Genomic DNA, 23,182 nt, shown 5'->3' on the forward strand with positions numbered 1-23,182 from the left:
GCGATCCATGAAACGGCTTTTTCCCTTTATTTCCTTCGCCGCCGCGCTTCTTTTGAGCGCCTGCGCCACTATCCCGGCCCAAAACCTGCCGCGCGGCCCGGTCGCGGGCGTCGTCGATATGCCGGACGGCTCGAAGATCAACTACATCACCGACATTCCGCCCGCCTGGCATGGCGGCAAGGCGCCGGTGATCATCTTCCTGCATGGCTCAGGCGAAGCCGGGCCGGACCCGATGACCGTCGTGGGGCCAGGACCGTGGGCCTATGCGAAGGCGCACCCGGATTTCCCCTTCATTATCCTGGCCCCGCAGCAGCCCGCCGACATCGAGTGGGATCCCAAGCGTCTGAAGATCTGGCTCGATGCGGTCGAAAAGCGCGTCCCGGTCGATAAGAAACGCATCTACCTGACCGGCCTGTCGCTGGGCGGCGGCGGGTCGTGGGACTTCGCCATGAGCTATCCCAAACTGTTCGCCGCTGTCGCGCCCGTGTCCGGCTATTCCAACCTCAAGACGCCCTGCGCGCTGAAGGGCGTACCGGTCTGGGCTTTTCACGGCCAGATCGACGATGTCGTGCCGATTGCACAGGAAGAGGCCGTCGTGAACGACGCAAAGGCCTGCGGCGTCGATGTCAGATACACCATCTATCCAAACGGCAACCACAACGCCTGGGACGCGACCTACGCGAACCCGGACCTCTATGCGTGGTTCCTCTCCCATAAATTACAGTAGCCCCATAAAGTAACCAAGGTGACGCTCATGACCGCTTTCAATCCCACCCGCCGCTTCCTGCTCAAGGGCGCCGCTTCAGCGGCCCTAGCGGCGGCGGCGGCGCCCGCTCTGGCGAAGATCGTCCCCGCGGAAGACCCGTTCATCGAAAACCTGATCAAGGGCATGAGCCTTGAGGAGAAGGCGGGCCAGTTGTCGATCTTCGGCGATTCGGTGCGCTTTGACGGCCCGCCGATCAATCCGACGCCGGAGCAGACCTCGACGCGCGACAAGGTGTTCGAGGATATCGCCAAAGGTCGGATGACCGGTGTCTATAACGGCATCGGCGTTGCGGTCGGGCGCGAAATGCAGAAGACCGCGATCGAGCAATCGCCGCACAAGATTCCGCTGATCTTCGCCGCCGACGTCATCCACGGCCTGAAGACCATGCTGCCGATTCCGCTGGCCGAGGCGTGCAGCTTCGATCTGGATCTGGCGCGGCGTTCCGCGCAGGCGGCGACGCTGGAGGCGACGGCCAAGGGTATTCAGTGGACCTTCGCGCCGATGGTCGATGTCGCGCGCGATCAGCGCTGGGGGCGCGTGGCGGAGAGCAATGGCGAGGACACATGGCTCGATTGCCAGTTCGCAAAAGCGCGCGTTGAGGGCTTCCAGGGAAGCGACCTCAAGGACGGCCGCAACATGATGGCCTGCCCCAAGCACTTTGCCGCCTATGGCGCCGTGCAGGGCGGCATGGAGTACAACACCGCCGACATCCCCGAAACCACCCTGCGTCAGGTGCATCTGCCGCCGTTCAAGGCCGCCTTCGACGCTGGCGCGCTCTCGACCATGTCGAGTTTCAACGATATTGCGGGCGTGCCGTCGACCGGCAATCACTATCTGCTGACCGATATCCTGCGCGGCGAGTGGGGCTTTAAGGGTCTTGTCGTCTCTGACTACACCTCCGATGAGGAGCTGATCCTGCATGGCTTCGCCGCCGACGGCGCCGATGCGACCGCAAAGGCGATCAGCGCCGGTTGCGACATCTCCATGCAGAGCGGCTTCTATAATAAGTATCTTCCCGACCTCGTCCGTTCGGGCAAGGTTTCGATGTCCGTCGTGGACCGCGCGGTGCGCCGCGTGCTGCACGTCAAGAAGGCGCTCGGCCTGTTCGACAATCCCTATCGCTCGCTTGATCTGGCGCGCGAGCAGAGTGACATCCGCACCCCGGAAACCGTCGCATGGGCGCGCGAGGCGGCGCGCAAGTCGATCGTCATGCTCAAGAATGACGGCGGGCTGCTGCCCTTGCCGAAATCAGGCAAGTCGATCGCTCTGATAGGACCGTGCATCGACGACAAGGCCGACTATCCCGGCCCGTGGTCGGTCTTCCCGGACATTGAGGCCTGCGTCACCATAAGCGAAGGCGTCAAGGCGGCGCTCGATCCTTCGGTCCAACTGACCACAGCGCGCGGTTCCGATTACGAAGCCCCGCTTGACGGCGGCATCGACGCGGCGGTCGCCGCGGCGAAGGCTTCGGACATTGTCGTGCTGGTGGTCGGCGAATCGTCCGGCATGTCGGGTGAAGCGCAGTCGCGTGTGGAGATTGTCGTGCCGGCGCCGCAGATGCAGTTGGCTGAGGCGGTGGCCGCGGTTGGCAAGCCGATGGTGGTGCTGTTGCGACATGGCCGCGCCCTGGCCCTGCATGGCGCCGTCAAGGACGCCCCTGCGATTCTGGCCACCTGGTTCCTCGGCTCCGAGACCGGCCACGCCGTCGCCGATATCGTGTTCGGCGATTACGCGCCGCAGGGCCGTCTGGCGGTCAGCTTCCCGCAGGAGTCGGGTCAGGAGCCTTTCTATTATAATCACCGCAATACGGGGCGTCCGCAGCTCACCGACGACAAGGCGTTCAAGGCGCGCTATCGCGAGGTCACCAACGCGCCGCTCTATCCGTTCGGCCACGGTCTGACCTATTCGACGTTCAGCTATTCGGCCACGAAGGTGTCTTCGCCGGAGATGGCGATCAATGGCAAGATCACCGTCACAGCCACGGTCACCAATACCGGCGCGCGCGCCTGCCACGAGGTCGCCCAGCTCTATATCCACGAGCGCGTCGCCTCAATCACCCAGCCGGTGCGCAGCTTGCGCGGGATCAAGCATCTCGACCTCGCGCCCGGTCAAAGCGCGCAGGTGAGCTTCGAACTGAGCGCTGCGGACCTGGCCTATGTCCACGGCGACCTGAAGTGGCGTACCGATCCTGGCGTGTTCGACGTCTGGATCGCGCCTTCGGCGATGGCGGGCGAGAGCGCGTCCTTCCTCGTCAAGGCCTGACTTGCGGGTTGCATTTAACAGCAAGGCGACGGCCCGGATGCGCAGTCCGGGCCGACAGGGAGATATGCGCCATGAAAACCTTGAACCGCCTGCTGGCCGCCGCCGCGTTCATCAGCGCCATAGTCCTGCCCGTCGCCGCGCAGGCGGAGCAAGAGACCACCTACGCCAATCCCATCGACATCGACTATCGCTACAATTTCGAGCAGATGACCGATGGGATTTCCTACCGCACCGGCGCCGATCCCGCCGTGGTCGTGTTCAAGGGCCAGTATTATCTGTTCGAGACTCTCGCTGACGGCTATTGGCGCTCGCCGGACCTGATCCACTGGAATTTTGTCACGCCCAGTCGCTGGCCGTTCGACTCCATCGTCGCCCCGGCGACCCTGGTGGACGATGACCAACTGATCATCATGCCCGCCTCTATGCGACCACAAGCCCTATTATCGAGCCGCGATCCCGCCAGCGGCCAGCTCGACTTCTACACGCGCCGCACCCAGTCTTTGCCGGGCGCGGCCTATGACGGTCAGGAGCCGAAATCGGGCGAAATTCCCTCAGGACCGTGGGATCCGGGCCTGTTCAAAGATGACGACGGCAAGGTCTATCTCTACTGGGATTCGTCTAATATCTATCCGATTTACGGCATCGAACTCGATCCCAGGAAGAAGCTCGCCTATATCGGCAAGCCCAAACCCCTGTTCGCGCTCGATCCCGAACATCATGGCTGGGAGCGTTTCGGGCAGGACAATTCCGGCGGCCTTCCCGATGGAACGCCGATCAAGCCCTTTGTCGAAGGCGCGTGGATGAACAAGGTCAATGGCCGCTATTACCTGCAATATGGCGCGCCGGGCACCGAATATAACGCCTACGCCAACGGAACCTATGTCAGTTCATCGCCGCTGGGACCGTTCACCTACGCCGCCTATAATCCTGTCGCTTATAAGCCTGGCGGCTTCGTCGAAGGCGCCGGGCACGGTTCGACCTTTGAGGATCTGCACGGCAATTACTGGAACACCGGCACGCCGTGGATTGGCTATAACTGGACCTTCGAGCGCCGCATCGCCCTGTTCCCGGCCAAATTCTATGATGACGGCCAGATGGCGGTCTCGACGCGCTTCGGCGATTTCCCGCACTATATGCCGACGGACAAGGTCAGCGACCCCGACAGCCTGTTCACCGGCTGGATGTTATTATCCTACCGTAAACCGGTGGTGGCTTCATCGACCCTTGGCGACTTCGCCGCCGATCGCGTGACCGATGAAAACCCCCGCACCTTCTGGGTGGCGGCGCAGAACACGCCCGGCCAGACCCTGACGCTTGATCTGGGCAGGGTTGACACCTTGCGCGCCGTGCAGGTCGATTTTGCCGATTACAAGTCAGGCCGCTACGGTGACGCGCCCGACATCTATACCGCCTTCGACCTGCAATCTTCGCTGGACGGCGCAACCTGGACGCCGCTGGCATCGACGGGCGATGAGCGTCGCGACCGCCCAAACGCCTATTTCGAGCTGCCAAAGCCCGTCAAGGCGCGTTATGTGCGCTATGTTCACGGTCATGTCGGCGCCGCCCATCTGGCGATCAGCGACCTGCGCGTCTTCGGCTCCGCCAATGGCTCGCCGCCCGCCGCGCCTTCGGACGTGACCGCTGTGCGCGACGCCGATTCCCGCAACGCCCGCATCGCGTGGAAGCCGGTCAAGGGCGCAGTCGGCTACAATGTGCGTTGGGGCATCCGTCCGGACCGGCTGAACCTGACATGGCAACTGTTCGCCCAGGACGATGACGCGGAATTTGGCGGCCGCCAACATGGCCACGCGCTCAATCTTAGAGCTTTGGACGTCGGCCAGACCTACTATATCGCTGTCGAGGCGTTCAACGAGAGCGGAGTCTCCACGCTCAGCCGGATCGTCAGGTTGGCGGTGGGCGGCCAGCAATAGCTGGCGTTCGCCGCTCACCCCTTGTTCGTCCGCCGGTCCAGCACCGCGCGCACGCGCAGGGCCAGATCCTCCAGGGTGAAGGGCTTGCCGATCAGCTCGACGCCGGGATCGAGCACGCCATTATGCACGACGGCGTTGCGCGTATAGCCGGTGGTGTAGATGACCGGCAGGTCGGGCCGTGTTTCGCGCATGGCGTCAACCAGTCGGCGACCATCCATATCGGGCATGACGATGTCGGTGAACAGGAGATCAATATCGTCTCGCTCGGCCAGTAAGGTCAGGGCCGCCAGCGCGCTGCCCGCCTCAAGGACGCGATAGCCCAGCTCGGTCAGGGCGGCGACCGACATCTGGCGCACCAGATCCTCGTCATCGACGACCAGAATCAGCTCCTGGTCCTCGCCCTGGGGCAGCGCCGCCTCAACGGACTCGTCAGCGTCGGCGCTGGCATCGCCGATATGGCGCGGCAGGTAGAGTTTGACGCTCGTGCCCTGACCGGGCTCTGAATAGATGCGGATATGGCCGCCCGACTGCTTGATAAAGCCATAGACCTGGCTGAGGCCGAGCCCCGTGCCCTTGCCGACCGCCTTGGTGGTGAAGAAGGGATCGAACGCCTTGGCGATCACCTCCGGCGGCATGCCGCAGCCGGTGTCGGTGACGGCGATCAGCACATATTGTCCAGGCTTCAGCCCGGCCTCGGCGGCGACATAGCGCGAATCGAGCGCGGCGTTCTGCGTCTCGATGGTTAGCCTGCCGTGATCCGGCATGGCGTCGCGCGCATTGACCGCCAGATTGAGCAGCACGTTCTCAAGCTGGTTCTGATCGGCGCAGATGCGCCACAGTCCGCCCGCCAGCACAGTCTCCAGGTTTATATTGGCGCCAAGCGAATGCCGGAACAGCTCTGTCATGCCCGCCACCAGTTTGTTGGGGTCAATGACCTCCGGCTTCAGGGGCTGTTGCCGCGAAAACGCCAACAGACGTTGCGTCAGACTGCCTGCGCGTCTGGCGGCGTCGGACGCGGAGGCGATCAGCGTCTTCGCCCGCGCGTCGTCCTGACTGACGCGGCGGTCCAGCAGTTGCAGCGCCCCGGAAATCACCGCCAGCATATTGTTGAAATCGTGCGCCACGCCGCCAGTGAGCTGGCCGACGGCCTCCATCTTCTGCGCCTGACGCAACTGCGCCTCGGCCTGTTGCAGGCGGATCTGGTCCTGAACGCGATCCGTGACGTCGAAGACGAACTGATAAGCGCCGATCACCTGTCCCTGATCGTTGTAGAGCGGGTTGAATTTCATTTCGTGATAGCGCCGGTCCTCGTCCGTCGTTCCGAACTCTGCGATCTCGGTAAAGGCTTCGCCGCGCAAGGCCCGCGACCAGACTTGGCGCAACGCCGCCTGTTCTTCCGGCAGGTGCGCCAGCATGGCCAGCATGTTCTCGCCTACCCTAGGCCGCACGCCGTAGATGCGCGCAAATTCATCGGCGCCGGCCCGGTTGACGGCCAGCCAGATGAAGTTCGGATCGGCGACCTGCACGAAGGCGTCGGTCGATTCCAGAATATCGGCCAGCAATCTTTGTTCGGCCAGAGCCTCGGCGACGCGGGTTTCAAGCTGCTCGTTCAGTTCGCGCAGGGCTTTCGTCACGCGCGCCCTTTCCGTCGCCGTGCGCGTGCGCTCGGCCACCTCGCGGATAAAGGCCAGCTCCCCTTCAGGCCAGAGACGCGCCGTTTCATGATTGAGATAGAGCAGGGCGACGAACTCGCCGCGTTCGGTGACCGGCATATTGACCACGGCCTGCGCGCTGATCGCCTTCAGCGCGTCGGCGCTGGCCATGGTGCGTGGATCCTTTTCCGCATCGGCGAAGACTACGGTTTCGCCGCGCGCCAGATCCTCGATGTAGGAGCCGTAATCGCGAAAGCGCAACGTGCCGGCCAGGCTCCTGATGCCCGGCGCGTTCCAGTCGCGCTCGATGGTGATGGTTTCGCGCGCCACGTCGATCAGCCCGTAACCGGCCCGGCTGACCTTTAAAGTCTCGCCCAGAATGCGCGCCGCCTGATAGGCGATCTCATCGGCGTCTTCCAGATCGCGAATCGCGTCGGTCAGCCGGATCAGGCCTGCGCGGCGCGCTTCGCCTTTTGTCTCCTCGGTGACGTCGCGGGCGATTTTTGACGCGCCGACAATCTCGCCCTGCGGATTGCGCACCGGCGAGATAGTAATCGACACATTGACGCGCGCGCCGTCCTTGCGCACGCGCTCGGTGACGAAATGCTGGATGCGTTCGCCCACCTTTATTTTGGAGATGATCTCATCTTCCTGACTGTGCAGTTCGGGCGGGATGAGCAACAGAATGGACTGGCCAACCGCCTCATCGGCGGACCAGCCGAAAATACGCTCCGCGCCCTTATTCCAGGAGGTGATGACGCTGTTGAGATTCTTGCTGACGACAGCGTCGTCGGAGGAATCGACAATCGCCGCCAGCAAGGCGCCCGCGCGCTCGGCGTGACGCGCGCGGCTCAGGCTGCGAATGGTTTCGGACACGCCTGACACCTCGCCACGCTGATCGTGGATGGGGGATGCGCTGAGGGTGACGTCAAGCCGCCCGCCGGTTCTGTGTTTGCGCACAGTTTCAAAATGTTCGATACGCTCCCCGGCCTGCAATCTGGACAAAAGCGCCTCGTCTTCGTCCATGCGGTCGTCCGGCACGATCAGCCGGATCGGCTGGCCGACGGCCTCGACGCGCGTATAGCCGAACAGGGTTTCCGCCGAGCGGTTCCAGGACGTAATGCGCCCATCCGGCGATTTGCCGATGATGGCGTCGTCCGATGAGCCGACAATGGCGCCGCTTTGCGCTATCTCGCGATCGCTCTGGTCCTTATCCACCGTCTTCGCCCGCTAAGCTCGTTCTCCGATCAAGCCCCGATCAGGAGCCGTATCAAGCAGATACGCAGAAAAAAGTAAGAAAGCAGTGGGGTCTGTCGCTGACGCAGGAAGGCCGCCGTGACCGCGATGGCGATCAGCGCGAAGGGCCGTTCGACCGACCTGATCCGATCGTGGAGACGATGGGCATGGTTTTAGGCCGGGCCGACGGCGCTTCGGACAAGGCTCAAAGCCGCCTCGGCGCCGACGCGTTCATCCGGCTCAAAACGGCGTCCCTGCGCCTGATTGTAATGGATGAAAAAGCCCTCGATCTGTTCGAGGATCGAAGGATGCAACTGGCTGATATCGTGAAACTCGGCGGGATTGAAGTCGTTTTCGACCACGCCGATCAGGCGGTCATTACGCACCCTTGTCCCGTCTGTTTCGGTCTGCAGGGCGCGCACGGCGCCGATAGCACGGACGCTCAACACACAGCCGGGCCATAAGGGCTCGTCGCCCAGCACCAGGATGTCGAGCGCGTCGCCGTCCTCGCCCTGCGCGCCCGGAATGAAGCCGAAATTAAAGGGAAAGACGCAGCCGCGCGGCAAGAGCTTGCTGAGACGCAACAGACCGTCGCCGGATTCCAGCTTGTACTTGGCCCGGCTGCCCTTGGGCGTGTCGATGACCGCCTGCAGGCGACCGTCTTCGTCAAATGGGCTCAGATATCTGAACGGATTTCGATCCATAACCGGCTCCTTGAAGGGCGGCGGCGCCCTTCAAGTGAGCGTATCCGTTTTCTCAAAAATTGGCTCCCCTTTTTGGATAAGAAAAAGCGACCCACAAAAACTGAGAGCTTGCAGGAGGCTGTCTATCCTGGGGGCAGTTCATCCCGACCTGACTGCACCCCCGATCTGGCCAAATGAGAAGCAAACCGGGTGGCGCGGATCCGGCTTACCTATCGAGGCGTTTCACGACAGCTTTGTCGCATGTCGATGTCCGACCGACGATATGGCACACATTGACCACGCGGCCCTGTCCATCATGCACTTCGGCGCGCCAGCGGTCAGAACGGATGCGCTCCAGCGTCATGAAGCCGAAGCCGTCGATCCAGGAGCTGAAATGCGCGATGGCGGCGCCGGGAACCGGCTCCAGACCGGCGGGAACCTTCGCGGGTAGCGGCACGATGTCCTCCTGCGTGCCGGAAAATCCGGCGACGAACTGGGACGGAAAATCCTTGGCGAAGCTGACCTGCTCCCACAGATGCACGTGCCCGGACAGCAGCACATCGACGCCTTCTGGCATCAGGCGCGGATTGCGTGCGCCAAAGCTTGAGGCCAGGGCCTTGTTGCCCGCGACAATGGCGTGCGTCTTTTCATCCGCCGACACCGCCAGGAAGGGATAGTGATCGACGGCGAAGGTGAAGCGGGCCTGTTTCGTCATCGCGTCCACCCGGTCATAGGTATCCGTGTAGTCGGCAAAGCGCGGATCGTTGCTGGCTATAGGCGCGCCGCCGGCATGCGATAAATCCATGACGGCGATCTGCGCGCCGCCGCCGAAATCGACAGCGTAGGGTTGGCTATAGTCGCCGGTCGCGTCATAGACCGGATCGTTGCAGTCGCGATGCAGCTCCAGCGGACGCGGATCGAGGAAGCGCCACCAGCCCTGACCCGCGCGCGAGCAGTTTTCGTGATTGCCGCGCGCCAGGATGAGCGGCGCGGCCTTCAGCATGGGCGCGCCCGGCGTGAAGAAGTCGGCGTTCCAGGTGTCCCAGCCATAGCCCCAGGGCGATCCCTTGCAGCCGGTTTGATCGGCCGGGCAGGGGTTTTCGCGGTAATTGTAATCGCCGACATGGATGATGGCGTCTGGACGCCAGGCGGCGACGGCGCGGGCGACCTGCGCAAACGGATAGGCCTTGGGATCGTCACAGGCCTGCCAGGCGTCATCGGCGGCCTTGAGGCGGCAGCCGGTGTCGCCGATCACCACGAGGCGGTCGAGCCGGCGTTTACGCACCGGCAGGCGCTGACGACCGATTGAGGCCGAGCGCGTTCCGGCCGGTAGCGGGGCCTCGCAGGTCAGGACATTAAACACAGAGGGTTTGGAAAGTTCAGGTTTGGATTGCGTCGGTCGCAACGGCTCTGTGGCGGGCAGGGCGCGCGCCTGCATCTGGCGGGTGCGACCGTCGATCGTGATGTCCGGGCAGTGATCGGCATGGGTGATGACGCGCGCCTCGGCGGTTCGGCCTTCGCCCAATACGACATAGGCGGTTTCGGCTTGCGCGGAGGCGGCGAGGGCGCTGAGCGCGATCAGGCTAAGGGCGATTTTCAGCAGCTTCATGGCGACCTCGCAAAATGAAAAAGGGGCGGAACGGCTGTCCAACCGTTCCGCCAGTTACTGGGATATTTTTAAAGGCCTAGAACTTGGCCGACAGGGTCAGCATGGCGTTGGTCGGGGCCTGGAAGTAGTATTGGTCGTCGATCGGTCCATCATTGACGCTGATCTTGGTCACGTTGCGGCTGTCGATCAGATTATCCACTTGCAGCTTGACGGTGTAACGCTCGGCAAAGTCGTAAGACACGGCCAGATTGACATTGTTATACGCCTTGATCTTGTAATCGGCGGGCTCGCCGTCGGCCGCCCACTGCTCGCCGACCTGTTTGAAGGTCAGGGCCGCCTTGACCGGACCGGAGCGGAAAATGCCGCCGAAGCCGAGGGTCGATTTCGGCGCCTCTTTGATGGTCAGGTGAGTCGTGTTCGACTTGGCTGAGTTCATCGAGGCATTGGCGAAGACCGTCAGGCCGAAGTCGAAGGCATAGGCCGCCTGACCTTCGATGCCCTTATAGGTCACGCCGCCCTGATTGTAGCAATAGTTATTATTGCACGAGAACTTGTTCTTGAAGTCGATCTGGTAGACATCGCCGTCCAGCGAAACGTGGCCGCCATTATAGACAGAACCGAACTGATAATTCGTTGTTTGCTCAGGGGCTACAACATTGCTCGCGCTGCTGAGGTCGTTAACATAGAGATCCTTGAGCGGCGGTACGAGGAAGCCTTGCGCGTACTGGCCGTACAGCGACCAGTTCTTCCGCAGCTTATAGTTCACGGTCAGGAAGGGCAGGGTCTTGCGGAAGGTTTCCGATTCCGGCGTCGTGATCAGGGCCAGGTTCGGCTTAGCCTTGATCTTGCCGGCCAGGTTACGCGTGAACTGGAGGGACTTGACGCCCGGCGTGACGGTCAGATTGTCGGTGGGCGTCCAGATGAAGTCTGCAAAAAGCTGATACTGTGTCCACCAGGAGCGTTCCTGATACTGCACCGAACGGTCGTTGACAGCGCAGCGGGTCGGCTTGGCCAGGGCGACGGTTTCTTCGGTCACGCAGTTCTTCTCGCGATAGTCCGGCGTGCTGGTGTCGTAGGGATCGTTCTGGTTGATCGCGTAGTCATAGCGGTGGCGCAAGGTGTCCGAGGTTTCCGCCAGACCGCCCATCTTCAGCGTACCGAAGCTGAATTGCTTGTTGATGCGCAGGATGTCGCCATTGACGTCGTAATAGTTGAACTTGTCGTAGCCGCTGAGCGTGGTCTTGTCGTTCACCGGATTGGTCGTCGTCGTGTACGGATCGACGCCTGTCGGATAGCGATAGACGCCTGGCGCGGTATAGCCGGTCGTATCCAGCGCCGACAGGGTCTTATTGGAATAATAGTAGGTATAGACCGTGTCATCCAGCGTCCAGCCGCCGCCCAGATCACCTTCCAGTCTGGCGTAGGCGAAGGCGGTGTTCTTCAGGATGCGGTTATATTTATAATAGGTCGGGCTCGACGGATCATTGGTCATGTCGAAATTCTTGCCGTACATGGCGACCTGAGCCAGGGTCGCGCCGTCATTATCCGGCGAGTAGCTGAAATTCTGGTTGTGCGTCGCCAGGAAGGTCAGCTTCCAGTGATCGCCGAACGGCTTTTCCGCCTTGACTTCCCAGTTGTCGCTCTTGAGGCCGAAATAGCTGAGCGCGCCGTCGGTCTTGCGGGTTTGCAGGTTGACGAGGGCCTTCATGCCGCCCGTGTCGGGGATCACGCCGGTCTGGATGATCGAGACCGCCTGATACGAGTTGAACGAGCCGTAGGACAGCTTCTGCGTGAAGCTGGCGTCGTCGGTCACCTTGTTGGAATACATATGGATGGCGCCGCCGAAATTGGCCTGGCCGAGATCGCCCGCCATGCCGGGGCCGCGGTCCACCACCAGCGCGCCGATGGTCGAAGCCGGGAAGAAGGTGTTGGAGTGGTGCGACGGATCATTGGTGTCGCCATAGGCGACGCCGTCATAGGTGACATTGTATTCGCCGTCCTGGAAACCGCGCAGCACCAGCTTGGCGTCGCCATAACCGGCGCCATTGCCCTGCGTGCCCGACACGCTCGGCGCGATCTGAGCGACGCTGGTGAAGTCGCCGGTTTCCGGCACGACCAGGTCGATATAGGGGCGCGAAATGATCGACTGCGGCTGGGTGGCGTCCACGCTGGCCTTGGTCGGCGCGGTCGCGGCGGCCTTGGAGCGTTCGGCCTTGACGATCACTGTCTTGATGGCGCTGTCCGAAACGTCCGGCTGGTCGGTCTGCGTATCCTGAGCGAAAGCGGCGGTGGTCAGCGCGCTTGCCGCCAAAGTCAGCAGCATGGTGGAAGCCAGCAGGCCATGGCGGCGCGCGGCGCGTGAGAAGGTGGTCATGTCGTCAGCCCCTTGGTGGTTTATGAATCCCGTGTGACAGGATCGGGAATGACGGCGCTCATGACGAGGGAGAGTGACGGTTGCGCTTCGCTTTGATGACGGTTTGGCGACATCGCGGCGGCGTGGTAAAGGCGGATGATAGCTGTGTCCTTTGCGTCATCATCCCTTTCAGTTTCGCTTCAGCAAGGCGTGATAGGGGCGGGCGCAGACGCAAGACTGAGGTGACGCGATGCGCGTGCTGCTGGTGGAAGACGATGAGCTGCTTGGACGGGCGCTAAAGACCGGGCTGGAGCAGGCGGGCTATACGCCGGAATGGGTTCTGGACGGAGAAACCGCGCTGGAGGCGTTGCGCGCCAGTCCGTTCACCGTCATGGCCCTGGACCTAAACCTGCCGCGCATGTCTGGCATAGACGTGCTGAAAAGCGTGCGCCAGAGCCCGAACCTGCCGAGCGCCCTGCCTATCGTCATCATGACGGCGCGCGATGCGCTGGAGCAGCGTGTGGAGGGCCTCGACCTCGGCGCCGACGACTATCTGGTCAAACCTTTCAAGCTGATCGAACTTCTGGCCCGCATCCGCGCCGTCGTCCGCCGCACACAGGGCCTGACTCAGTCGGTTATCCAGCACGGCGACATTGAGCTGGACACCAGTTCGCGCACTGTGCGAAAGGCGGGAAAATGGGTGAAGCTGACCGCGCGCGAATACCAGATTCTGGCGCTTTTGATGGCGCGCATCGGCCGGATCATGAGCCGCAGCGAGATCGAGGAGCAGATCTATAGCTGGGACGGCGACGTCGAGAGCAACACCATCGAGGCGGCGATCTACACGATCCGCAAAAAACTGGGCAAGACGCTGATCAGCAATGTGCGCGGCGTAGGCTATGTGATCCCCGATTGATCATGCCTGGATTATTTAAGCGTTTGCGCCAGCCGTCCCTGACCCGCCGTCTGCTGATCGGCGTCGGCGCGCCCCTGCTGCTGCTGCTTATCGTCATTGCGCTTCTGGGCTATCAAAGCGCGCGTTTCGAGATTGACGAGGTTTACGACGCCCAACTCGTCACCGCCGCCAGCTTCCTACGCTATTATGGCGGCGATATGCGCAATCCGCCGCATCGGGGGATCGGCGTCACGGCGCCGAATCTCGACAAGCGCTCGCGCGACGGTCTGGCGGAATATACCCGCTGGCGACGTTTTCGCATCTGGCGCGACGGCCAGCTTGTGCTGGCGTCGGAAAACGGCGTCACGGCCTCGGCGCCCTTGCCGCCAGGCTATCACTATGTCCGGTATGCAGACGGCGTCTGGCGCTTTTTTACGCTGAACGTGCCGGAAACCGGCGAGATCATCGAAGCGGGCGAAAACACCAAGGCGCGCGAGGAACTGATCAACCGCATCTTCTGGGGCCTGATTCTGCCGCTGACCCTGGCCCTGCCTCTGATGGCGCTGGTGGTGTGGCGCGGCATCGTCTGGGGTCTGAAAGCCTTGCGCGGCTTCGCCGATTCTGTAGGGGAGCGCTCGGCGGAGCATCTCGAACCTCTGGACGCGCGCGCGGCGCCCGCCGAATTGCAGGCGCTGTCCGGGTCGATCAACACCCTTTTGAGCCGCCTTGAAACCTCGCTGGATCAGGAACGTCTGTTCACCGACAACGCCGCGCATGAACTGCGCACGCCGCTGGCGGCGGTGCGGGCGCAGACCGAGGTCTTGAGCGGCGCGCGCAATGCAGGCGAGCGCAAGACGGCGCTGGCCGAGCTGCAAAAAGGCGTGGACCGCGCTGCGCGTCTGATGGACCAGCTTTTGACTCTGGCGCGCTTACGTCAACGCGTCTTGCCGGCGGGCGAGGCGGTTTTGCGCGACGCGGTCGCTTCGGCGGTGCGCGACCTTTATCTGGAAGCCGAACGGCGCTCGATCGGCTTTAATATCACGGGCGAATCCGATGCGCGCGCGCAGGCCAATCCGCTGCTGTTGGGCGTCGTGCTGCGCAACCTGATCGAAAATGCCATCAAATATGCGCCGGAGGGCAGCGATATTGACATCGCCATCGCGCCCGACCGGATCGAGATACGCGATCGCGGTCCCGGTATTCCTGAAGACGAGCGGGAAAAAGTGTTTGCGCGTTTTTACCGTCTCAAGGGGGCGCAGGCGCCTGGCAGCGGGCTGGGACTTGCGATCGTGCGGATCGCCGCCACTCAGGCCGGGTGCCGGATCGCGCTGTTCACGCCGCCGGATGGACCCGGCCTCGGCGTCCGTATCGTCTTTTCTGCGGATGGCTTCATTTAAGGCTCATTCTTGTCTGCTAAGGGCGCCGACATGAAGCGCGTCTGTCTCCTTCTCGCCGGTTCCGGTCTCCTTCTAACCGCTTGCGCAAGCTATGCGCCGTAGCCGCTTGCGCCGACGCGCGCGCGGCGGACCTGCCGCTCGGCTATGGCGCTCGGCGAGACGCGCGTGTGACGACGGCGGACGTCGATGTGGCGAAGGCGCGCGCCGATCTGGCCGAGGCGGTGTGGCGGGCGCGACAAGGCTTGCGCTCGGCGCAGGCGCATCTGGCCGATGCCCGCGTTGTCGCAATCGCGGCCAAAGACCTGCTGAATCAGCGTCTGGCGTTGGAGGCGGCGCTGCAACAGCGCGTCGTGGCGGGCGGCGAATCTGGCCATCAACATCTATGGCGCGGACGCTGACACACTTGAAGCGGTGGCGGGTCAGGTCGCGGCGGCGCTTGGCCACGCTGGAGACAGGGCAGGCGGGCCGTGAAATTCAAGGCCCTATGGCGATTGCCATCCTCGGCGGCCTGATCACCTCGACCCTGTTAAGCCTGATCGTCCTGCCCGCCCTCATCTGGCGCTTCCGCCGCGCCCGAAGCTGAAGCCGCGTCTCGCTGTAATTGGTAACAATATTATGTCCGCAGCACAGGTTTTAAAACTCAGTACAGAAATGTCTTATTAAGCAATCTCAGGCTGGATGTCGCGGCGTCGAGGTAGAATCCGCTTTGACGCTTTTGTGCTGCCTGGAGGGCGTGGTCGTGCGTATTTTGACTGATTTAATGGCTTCGCCGCAACGTGTTCTCAGAGTCAAACTCCTTGTTACAACCATGCTTATCGGCGGCGCGGTCGCAGCGGCGCCAGCTTTGGCGGGCGTTGTCCAGGCAGCGCCATCGGGCGGTCAGGTGGTGGCCGGTCAGGCGACGATCAGTGCTTCGGGTGGCAAGACGGTCATCAGCCAGTCGTCCGGCAAGGCCATTGTCGACTGGACGGACTTTTCCATCGGCCAGGGCGGCGAGGTCGATTTCAACAACGGTTCCGGCGCGACGCTGAACCGCGTCACCGGCAAGAACCTCTCCAGCATTGACGGGCTTCTCAAGGCGACGGGCTCGGTCTATCTAATCAATCCGAACGGCGTCATCATCGGCAAGACCGGTCAGGTCAGGGTCGGCGGCGATTTCGTCGCCTCGGCGCTGGATGTCAGCAATGCGAATTTTCTGAGCGGCGGCGATCTGACCTTTTCGGGGCCGTCCCTGGCTTCGGTGGTCAATCTCGGCAAGATCGGCGCGCTGGGCGGTGATGTGTCGCTGATGGCCGTCAATGTGCGCAACAGCGGCGAGATCGACGCCGCCAATGGCGCGGCGGGGCTGATTGCGGGCCACGACATCATCCTGCGCGATTCCTCGGTCAATGACGGCAGGTTCCTGATCGTCACCGGCGGCGCGGACACGGCGGCGACGAATGACGGCGACATCGCGGCGGCGGCGGCCGAGCTGCGCGCCGAGGGCGGCAATGTCTATGCGCTGGCGGGGAACACCCATGGCGTGATCCGCGCCACGGGCGTGGCTGATAAGGGTGGCAAAATCTGGCTGACGGCGGGCGATGCAGGCTCGGTCGCCGTGTCGGGCAGCGCACTGACGGCGGCGGATGGCGCGGGCAATGGCGGCGCGATCACCGTGACCGGCGGTCATGTGCAGGTGGCGGCGGATGCAAGGCTTGACGCCTCTGCGACGAAAGACGGGGGCAGGGGGGGCGCGATCAGCGTCATCGCCGACAAGACGGGCGGTGATCTGAGCTTCGCCGGAACCGCGCTAGCCAGAGGCGATCTGGCGGGCGGTCAGGTGGAAACCTCCGGCGCCAGCGTCAATTTCGACGGCGCGCGCATCGACACTTCGGCGCGCAACGGGCTGAGCGGCGACTGGCTGGTCGATCCTTACGACCTTACCGTCAACGCCAGCGCCGCCTCGACCATTTCGAGCAACCTAGCCACCACCAATGTCACCTTGCAGACCACGGCGTCAGGCACGTCCGGGCCGGGCACGGCCAATGCATCGGGCAATGGCGACATCTTCGTCAATTCCGACATCTCGTGGTCGAGCGGCAACAGCCTTACGCTCGACGCTTATCGTTCGGTGGCCTTCAACGCCAATGTCACGGCCACGGGTTCCGGCGGCGCGGTGATCAAGACCAATGATGGTGGCTCCGGCGGCGACTACACGTTTGCGCAGGGCAAGAGCCTGTCGCTGACCACCAGCGGTAGTCTGAGCATCAATGGGGCCAGTTACTCCCTGATCAACAGCATGTCGGGATTGACGAGTTTGGGGTCGGGTAATTACGCGCTGTCCACGAATCTGACGGGCGGTTCTTACAGCAATGCGCTGACATCAGTATTTCGTGGCGTCTTGACCGGATTGGGCCACACAATTAACGCCTTGGCGATTAATAATAGTAGCGGAAACAACAATTTTGGTCTCGTCGGCGAGAACGACGGCACCATCCGCGATCTTGGCATGACCAATGTCAGCTTCACGATCACAAATGGCGGCGATGCTACCGGAGCCATTGCGGGTTATAATGCGCCTAATGCTGTGATCCGTAACGTCTGGGCGACGGGGACGGTCAGTGGCGGTGATATAGGCGGGCTTGTCGGTGATAATGACGGCTATATCTATACAAGCTACAGCGCAGTAACTGTCACGGGTTCCGGTGACGCAGGCGGCCTTTCGGGAGAGAATTACGGCGTTATAAGCAACACCTACGCCACAGGTTCGGTTCACGGAGGCCATACGTCCGGCGGATTGGTCGGCGATGATGGAAACGATAGCTATGGCGCCGATGGTTCTGGCGCCAATAGCGGCCTTATCACGTACAGTTATGCGACGGGGGCCGTGAGCGGTATGAGGGCGGGCGGGCTTACTGGCGCCAACAGCAGCTACTATGCCTCCGGCACGATCACTAACAGTTACTGGAACACGACGACCAGCGGCCAGAGCAGCAGCGCCGGCGGCACGGGGATGACCACCAGTCAGCTTCAGAATGGCAGCTTGCCGACCGGCTTTTCGTCTTCGGTCTGGACGGTAAGCAGCGGGGCCTATCCGCAATTGTCGAGCTTCATCGTCCCGGTCGTTCCCTCTCAGACGGTCGGCGGTACAATTTATGCCAGCAATGGTTCGGCGGCTTCGGGCGCGACGGTGACGCTTTATTCGGGTGGAAGCCTGATCGGCACGTCGGCGGCCAGTGCTTCGGACGGAACCTATTCCGTATCTCTGGCCGACGGCACGATCACCTCATCGACGGCGCTTGGCGGCCTGCTGACCTTAAGCGGCGCATCGAGCGTGTCGGGGCTGATTTACACCAATGCACCCACGCTGACAGGCGGCAATGTGGCGGGGTTTGACCTCCACGCCGGTCTGATCGACCTCACCACCGGCGCGTCCGGGTACATAGCTCTGCAAAGCCTGCTGAACACGACGTTCGGAAGCTCGAACCTCAGTAGCGCCCTGGCGGCGATCAGCAATCCCGATTACAAAATTACCGCGTCCGGCGCGTTCACGCTGGACGGCAATCTGACCGGCGGCGGGGCGGTTTCGATCAAGAGCGGCGGCGACCTGACCATCGCCAATCCGGTCACGGTCAGCGGCTCGAAGGCCCTGACACTGGATGCCCATGACAATCTCTATGTCAACGCCAACCTGACCGCGTCCGGCGCTGACGCGGTCAGCCTGACAACCTCAGACGGCGGTTCGGGCGACTATTATTTCGCGCTCGGCGATTCCTTGAGCTTCACCGGCTCCGGCGCCAGCCTGAACATCAATGGCAACACCTATACGCTGGTATCGGGCTTAAGCGGTCTGGCCACGCTGAATGGCGCAACGGGCTATTATGCGCTGGCAGGCGATATTGACGCCGCATCGGCCGGTACACAAAGCGGCTCAGTCATCGGATCATTTGGCAGCAGCGCCTCGGACACCTTTACGGGGCTGGGCCACAGCATCAGCAATCTGGTGATCAGTAACAGTAGCAGCACCATGGTGGGGCTGTTTGGTCAGGTTCATGGCACCATCCGCGATACAGGCGTGGTTGGCGGTTCGGTCACGGGCACGCATTCCGGCGCCTATGTCGGCGGATTGGTGGGCCATATGCTGTCCGGCTATGCCTACAACAACTTCAGCACGGCCACCGTAACCGGCACCAATGGTAATGTCGGCGGACTGGTGGGTTACAGCGATTATTCTACGATTCAGAACAGCTTCGCCACTGGGGCCGTCACCGGCGCCACAAACAGCGTGGGCGGCCTGATCGGGACGGCCAACGGCTCAACCGTCAAAAACACCTATGCCACTGGCGTGGTGACGGGCAGTGGCGGCGCCGCCAGCCTGGGTGGTCTGGTCGGCAGCAGCTATACCTCGACGAGCATCAATAACAGTTTCGCTACGGGTGCGGTTATCAATAATGGCGGCAGCGCCAATGCCGGCGGCCTGGCGGGCGGGTTATCGAGCAGTTCGGTGACGAATGGCTATTATGACAGCAACACCAGCGGCATGTCGGATACGCACGCCACCAGCCAGACGACAGCCCAACTGCAAGGCGCCCTGCCTTCCGGTTTCTCGTCATCCGTCTGGAGCACCGGCGCCGGTCTCTATCCGTATCTGAAGACCTTCTACCCCAATGGCGTGCAGGCGATCAGCGGCACGGCGACGGACACGAGCGGCAGCGCCGTGGCGGCCGCAGGCATAGGGGTGTATGCGGGTGGCGCTCTGCTGGGCAATGGTTCCAGCGGCGTCAATGGCTATTATTACCTGATCACTGAGCCGGGCACGGTGACCTCGTCCACCGGTCTGGGCGCGGCCTTGACCTTAAAAGGCGCCTCAGACGTCACCGGTCTGAGCTATACCGATGCGCCTGCGCTCAGCAGCGGCAATGTGACCGGTTTTGATATCCGGTCCGGTCTGATCGACGCGACAACCGCCGCCACCAGCTACAGCGGCCTGCAATCCGCGCTCAGCAGCGCGTTCGGCAGCACGACCCTGAGCGCGATCTCGGCCAATATCGGCTCCCTCGATTACAAGATCGACGCTTCCGGCGCGTTCACACTGGACAGCGACCTGACCGGTGGCGGGGCGGTTTCGATCAAGAGCGGCGGTGACCTGACCATCGCCAATCCGGTCACGGTCAGCGGCTCGAAGGCCCTGACATTGGATGCGCATGACAATCTCTATGTCAACGCCAACCTGACCGCGTCCGGCGCCGACGCGGTCAGCCTGACGACCTCAGACGGCGGTTCGGGCGACTATTATTTTGCGCTCGGCGATTCCTTGAGCTTCACCGGCTCCGGCGCCAGCCTGAACATCAATGGTTCGGCCTATACTCTGCTGTACGCCATGGCCGACCTGCCGAGCATGAACAATTCGACAGGCAAGTTCGCTCTGGCCAAGTCGCTGGACGCTTCCTCCAACAGCTACACGGCTTCGGTCATCGCCAATTTCAGTTCGAATAGCAATCACGGCGGCATTTTCTCCGGCCTCGGCAATACAATCAGCAACCTGAAAATCACCGTTGGCGGCAGTAGCAACACTGGTCTGTTCGGCTTCAATTTCGGCACTGTGCGCGACATCGGCCTTATCGGCGGACTGGTGCAGGGACAGTATGTGGGCAGTCTGGTCGGATATAATTACGGCGGCGTGATCAAGAATGCCTACAGTTCCGCCACTGTTAAGAGCAGCCTGGGGGGCAGCGCGGGCGGCTTGGTTGAAGTTAATTCTGGAACACTCACCAACAGTTTCGCCACGGGCTCCGTGTCCGGCGCTTCGACCTCGGGTGGCCTGGTCGCCGCTAACTACAATTCCAGTGGCGTGATCACCAACAGCTTCGCCACGGGGCCGGTATCCGCCAGCGCCCAAAGCGGCGGTCTGGTCGGCATTAATAATGGAGGTTCGATTGCCGACAGCTTCGCCACTGGCTATGTAACCGGCGGCGGCGGCAAAGGCGGTCTAGCTGGCAACGCCATAGGCGGCGCGATCAATAACAGCTATTACGATGTCGCCACCACAGGCGGCGGCAATGCTCTGGGCTCATCGCAGACGACGGCGCAGTTGCAGGGCGCGCTTCCGTCTGGCTTCTCATCATCGGTCTGGGCGACGGGAGCCGGCCTTTATCCGTATCTTAAAACGTTTTACCCCAACGGCGAGCAGGCGATCACCGGGGCTTTGACGGATAATGGCGCAGCCAGCGCAGCTGGGGCTAAGATCGACGTCTATCAGGGGGGCGGACTTCTAGCCACAGGATTCAGTGGCGCCAACGGCGTCTATTATCTTTCGGTCGCGTCAGGGAGCGTGACGACGACGTCGAACTTAGGTGGAGCTCTGACCTTGAGCGGGTCCGCCAATGCGTCAGGTGTGGTTTATAATGACGCCCGAAGCCTGACGAACGGCAACGTGTCCGACCTGAACGCGCAGGCGGGTCTGGTTGACGCAGCGACGACCGCAACCAGCTATGGCGGCCTGCAGACGGCTCTGAGTAACACCTTCGGCAACACGGCTTTGAGCGCAATTTCTACTGGTATCGGCTCACCAAATTATAAAATTAATGCTGCAGGCGCGCTCAACTTCGATCAGTCGGCCTCCTTCAGCGCCGGGCTCGACGTGACGGCTGGAGGAGGAATCACTTTTAGCCAAAATCTGACAACTGCGGGTGCGACCCGCTTTAATAGCGCTGTAACGCTAGGCGCGGATGTCAGCATAAATAGCGGCGTCGGAGCCCTAACTTTCGCATCGACCATTGATGGCGCGCACAGTCTTAACGCAAAGGGTGCGAGCCTGACTTTCGGCGGCCCAGTCGGCGCAAGCTCGCACCTGACCTCGCTGACCGGCACGGCGACGTTGGGCGGCATCGCCGTTGGCGGCCAGATCACGACGACGGGTGACATTGTGCTGGCGGCCAATGGCGGCTTTACCAATACGGCGGGCGCTTCGGCGCTGAATCCCGGCGGGGCTTTCACCGTCTACACCCAGGACGCGGCCGACCCGACCGGAACCATGCCGACCAACAGCTTAGGCGGCTTGAGCGCGACCAACTATTATAACGACGCCTACGATTTCAGCGCCGGAACCTTCGCCAGCGCCGTGCCGACGGGCAATCACTTCGTCTACGCCTATGCGGCCAGCCTGACGCCGACCCTGTCGGGTTCGACCAGCAAGACTTACGATGCCGGGCTGACGGCGGATACCAGCGGCCTGAGCCTCGACCCCGGAACGCTGTTGTCGGCGGGTGACAGCGTCACCCTGAGCATCAGCGGCGCCAGCTACAGCGACAAGAATGCCGGAACCGGCAAGACGGTCACGGCGGATGTCGCCTTCGCCAGCAATCCCAATAACTACACGCTGAGCAGCACGACAGCAGCGGCGGCCATCGGCGTCATCAACAAGGCGGCCCTGACCCTGGCGGCGGCGACGGATACGAAGACCTATGACGCGACGACGACCTCGACGAGCGCTGTCGGCGTAACGGATCTGCAGGGCTCCGACACGGTGACGGGTCTTAGCCAGTCGTTCGACTCGAAGAATGCTGGCGGTCGGACGCTTGGCGTCAACGCTGGCTATACGGTCAATGACGGCAATAGCGGCGGCAACTATACGGTGACGACGCAAGATGCTTCGGGGACGATCACCAAGGCGGCCCTGACCCTGGCGGCTGTGACGGACACGAAGACCTATGACGCCAGCACCAGCTCGACCGGTTCGGTAAACGTGACGGGCCTGCAGGGCTCGGACACGGTGACGGGCCTGACGCAATCGTTCGATTCGAAGAACGCCGGTTCGCGCACCCTGTCGGTGGGTGGCGGCTACAGCGTCAATGACGGCAATAGCGGCGGCAACTATACGGTGACGACGCAAGATGCTTCTGGGACGATCAACAAGGCGGCCCTGACCCTGGCGGCGGCAACGGACACGAAGACCTATGACGCGACGACCAGTTCAACCGGTACTGTCGGCGTGACGGGTCTTCAAGGCTCGGACACGGTGACGGGGCTGACGCAATCGTTCGACTCCAGGAACGCCGGATCGCGCACCCTGTCGGTTGGCGGCGGCTACAGCGTCAATGACGGCAATAGCGGCGGCAACTATACGGTGACGACGCAGACCGCTTCTGGGACGATTGCAAAGGCGGCCCTGACACTGGCGGCTGCGACGGATACGAAGACCTATGACGCGACCACCAGTTCAACCGCCTCGGTTGGCGTGACGGGTCTGCAGGGCTCCGACACGGTGACGGGGCTGACGCAGTCGTACGACTCCAAGAACGCCGGTTCGCGCACCCTGTCGGTTGGCGCCGGCTACACGGTCAATGACGGCAACAGCGGCGGCAACTATAGGGTGACGACGCAGACCGCTTCTGGGACGATTGCAAAGGCGGCCCTGACA

At 62.4% G+C, this 23,182-nt stretch carries 11 protein-coding genes; 7 read left to right on the top strand and 4 right to left on the bottom strand.

The genetic code is table 11. The annotated features are described in order from the left end of the window. Nucleotides 1-7: 7 nt before the first annotated feature. The 3 genes from ACTHLA_RS15030 to ACTHLA_RS15040 all read left to right on the top strand — a co-directional run bounded on the left by ACTHLA_RS15030 (nt 8) and on the right by ACTHLA_RS15040 (nt 4,959). Nucleotides 8-727 (top strand): prolyl oligopeptidase family serine peptidase, encoded by a 720-nt coding sequence (locus ACTHLA_RS15030; RefSeq protein WP_440191100.1) that lies wholly within the window; start codon nt 8-10, stop codon nt 725-727. A 27-nt stretch (nt 728-754) separates the two neighbouring features. Continuing rightward, on the top strand, nt 755-3,028 hold the full coding sequence (locus tag ACTHLA_RS15035) for a glycoside hydrolase family 3 N-terminal domain-containing protein (protein ID WP_440191103.1): 2,274 nt from the start codon (nt 755-757) through the stop codon (nt 3,026-3,028). Between the two features lie 71 nt (nt 3,029-3,099). Continuing rightward, the gene (locus tag ACTHLA_RS15040) at nt 3,100-4,959 is read left to right on the top strand and encodes a family 43 glycosylhydrolase (RefSeq protein ID WP_440191106.1); all 1,860 of its coding nucleotides are present in this window, start codon (nt 3,100-3,102) and stop codon (nt 4,957-4,959) included. A gap of 14 nt (nt 4,960-4,973) precedes the next feature. Here the strand turns inward: ACTHLA_RS15040 and ACTHLA_RS15045 are convergent, their stop codons facing one another. The 4 genes from ACTHLA_RS15045 to ACTHLA_RS15060 all read right to left on the bottom strand — a co-directional run bounded on the left by ACTHLA_RS15045 (nt 4,974) and on the right by ACTHLA_RS15060 (nt 12,513). Next, nucleotides 4,974-7,829, bottom strand: coding sequence for a PAS domain S-box protein (locus tag ACTHLA_RS15045; protein ID WP_440191109.1), 2,856 nt, complete (start codon nt 7,827-7,829; stop codon nt 4,974-4,976). A 191-nt stretch (nt 7,830-8,020) separates the two neighbouring features. Further along, complete coding sequence (locus ACTHLA_RS15050; RefSeq protein WP_440191112.1) at nt 8,021-8,551, bottom strand: inorganic diphosphatase; 531 nt, start codon at nt 8,549-8,551, stop codon at nt 8,021-8,023. A 205-nt stretch (nt 8,552-8,756) separates the two neighbouring features. Next, complete coding sequence (locus ACTHLA_RS15055) at nt 8,757-10,139, bottom strand: metallophosphoesterase family protein (RefSeq protein WP_440191115.1); 1,383 nt, start codon at nt 10,137-10,139, stop codon at nt 8,757-8,759. 76 nt (nt 10,140-10,215) lie between these two features. After that, nucleotides 10,216-12,513, bottom strand: coding sequence for a TonB-dependent receptor (locus tag ACTHLA_RS15060; protein WP_440191118.1), 2,298 nt, complete (start codon nt 12,511-12,513; stop codon nt 10,216-10,218). Between the two features lie 229 nt (nt 12,514-12,742). Between ACTHLA_RS15060 and ACTHLA_RS15065 the strand changes: the two genes are divergently transcribed. From ACTHLA_RS15065 to ACTHLA_RS15080, 4 genes are all read left to right on the top strand, one after another. Beyond that, entirely contained in the window at nt 12,743-13,408 is a 666-nt protein-coding gene (locus ACTHLA_RS15065; RefSeq protein WP_440191121.1) for a response regulator transcription factor, read from the top strand. Between the two features lie 2 nt (nt 13,409-13,410). Beyond that, the gene (locus ACTHLA_RS15070) at nt 13,411-14,784 is read left to right on the top strand and encodes an ATP-binding protein (RefSeq protein WP_440191124.1); all 1,374 of its coding nucleotides are present in this window, start codon (nt 13,411-13,413) and stop codon (nt 14,782-14,784) included. Nucleotides 14,785-14,864: 80 nt separating this feature from the next. Continuing rightward, on the top strand, nt 14,865-15,182 hold the full coding sequence (locus tag ACTHLA_RS15075; RefSeq protein WP_440191127.1) for a hypothetical protein: 318 nt from the start codon (nt 14,865-14,867) through the stop codon (nt 15,180-15,182). Nucleotides 15,183-15,628: 446 nt separating this feature from the next. Beyond that, on the top strand, nt 15,629-23,182 hold a 7,554-nt coding region (locus ACTHLA_RS15080; RefSeq protein WP_440191130.1), incomplete at its 3' end, for a beta strand repeat-containing protein.

The organism is Asticcacaulis sp. (assembly GCF_051956075.1).
Lineage (GTDB): Bacteria > Pseudomonadota > Alphaproteobacteria > Caulobacterales > Caulobacteraceae > Asticcacaulis.

What these genes read in the sequence shown, in the direction of transcription:
- ACTHLA_RS15030 (WP_440191100.1), top strand. Translation starts at nt 8, where the DNA reads ATGAAACGGCTTTTTCCCTTTATTTCCTTCGCCGCCGCGCTTCTTTTG.
- ACTHLA_RS15035 (WP_440191103.1), top strand. Translation starts at nt 755, where the DNA reads ATGACCGCTTTCAATCCCACCCGCCGCTTCCTGCTCAAGGGCGCCGCT.
- ACTHLA_RS15040 (WP_440191106.1), top strand. Translation starts at nt 3,100, where the DNA reads ATGAAAACCTTGAACCGCCTGCTGGCCGCCGCCGCGTTCATCAGCGCC.
- ACTHLA_RS15050 (WP_440191112.1), bottom strand. Translation starts at nt 8,551, where the DNA reads ATGGATCGAAATCCGTTCAGATATCTGAGCCCATTTGACGAAGACGGT.
- ACTHLA_RS15055 (WP_440191115.1), bottom strand. Translation starts at nt 10,139, where the DNA reads ATGAAGCTGCTGAAAATCGCCCTTAGCCTGATCGCGCTCAGCGCCCTC.
- ACTHLA_RS15060 (WP_440191118.1), bottom strand. Translation starts at nt 12,513, where the DNA reads ATGACCACCTTCTCACGCGCCGCGCGCCGCCATGGCCTGCTGGCTTCC.
- ACTHLA_RS15065 (WP_440191121.1), top strand. Translation starts at nt 12,743, where the DNA reads ATGCGCGTGCTGCTGGTGGAAGACGATGAGCTGCTTGGACGGGCGCTA.
- ACTHLA_RS15070 (WP_440191124.1), top strand. Translation starts at nt 13,411, where the DNA reads ATGCCTGGATTATTTAAGCGTTTGCGCCAGCCGTCCCTGACCCGCCGT.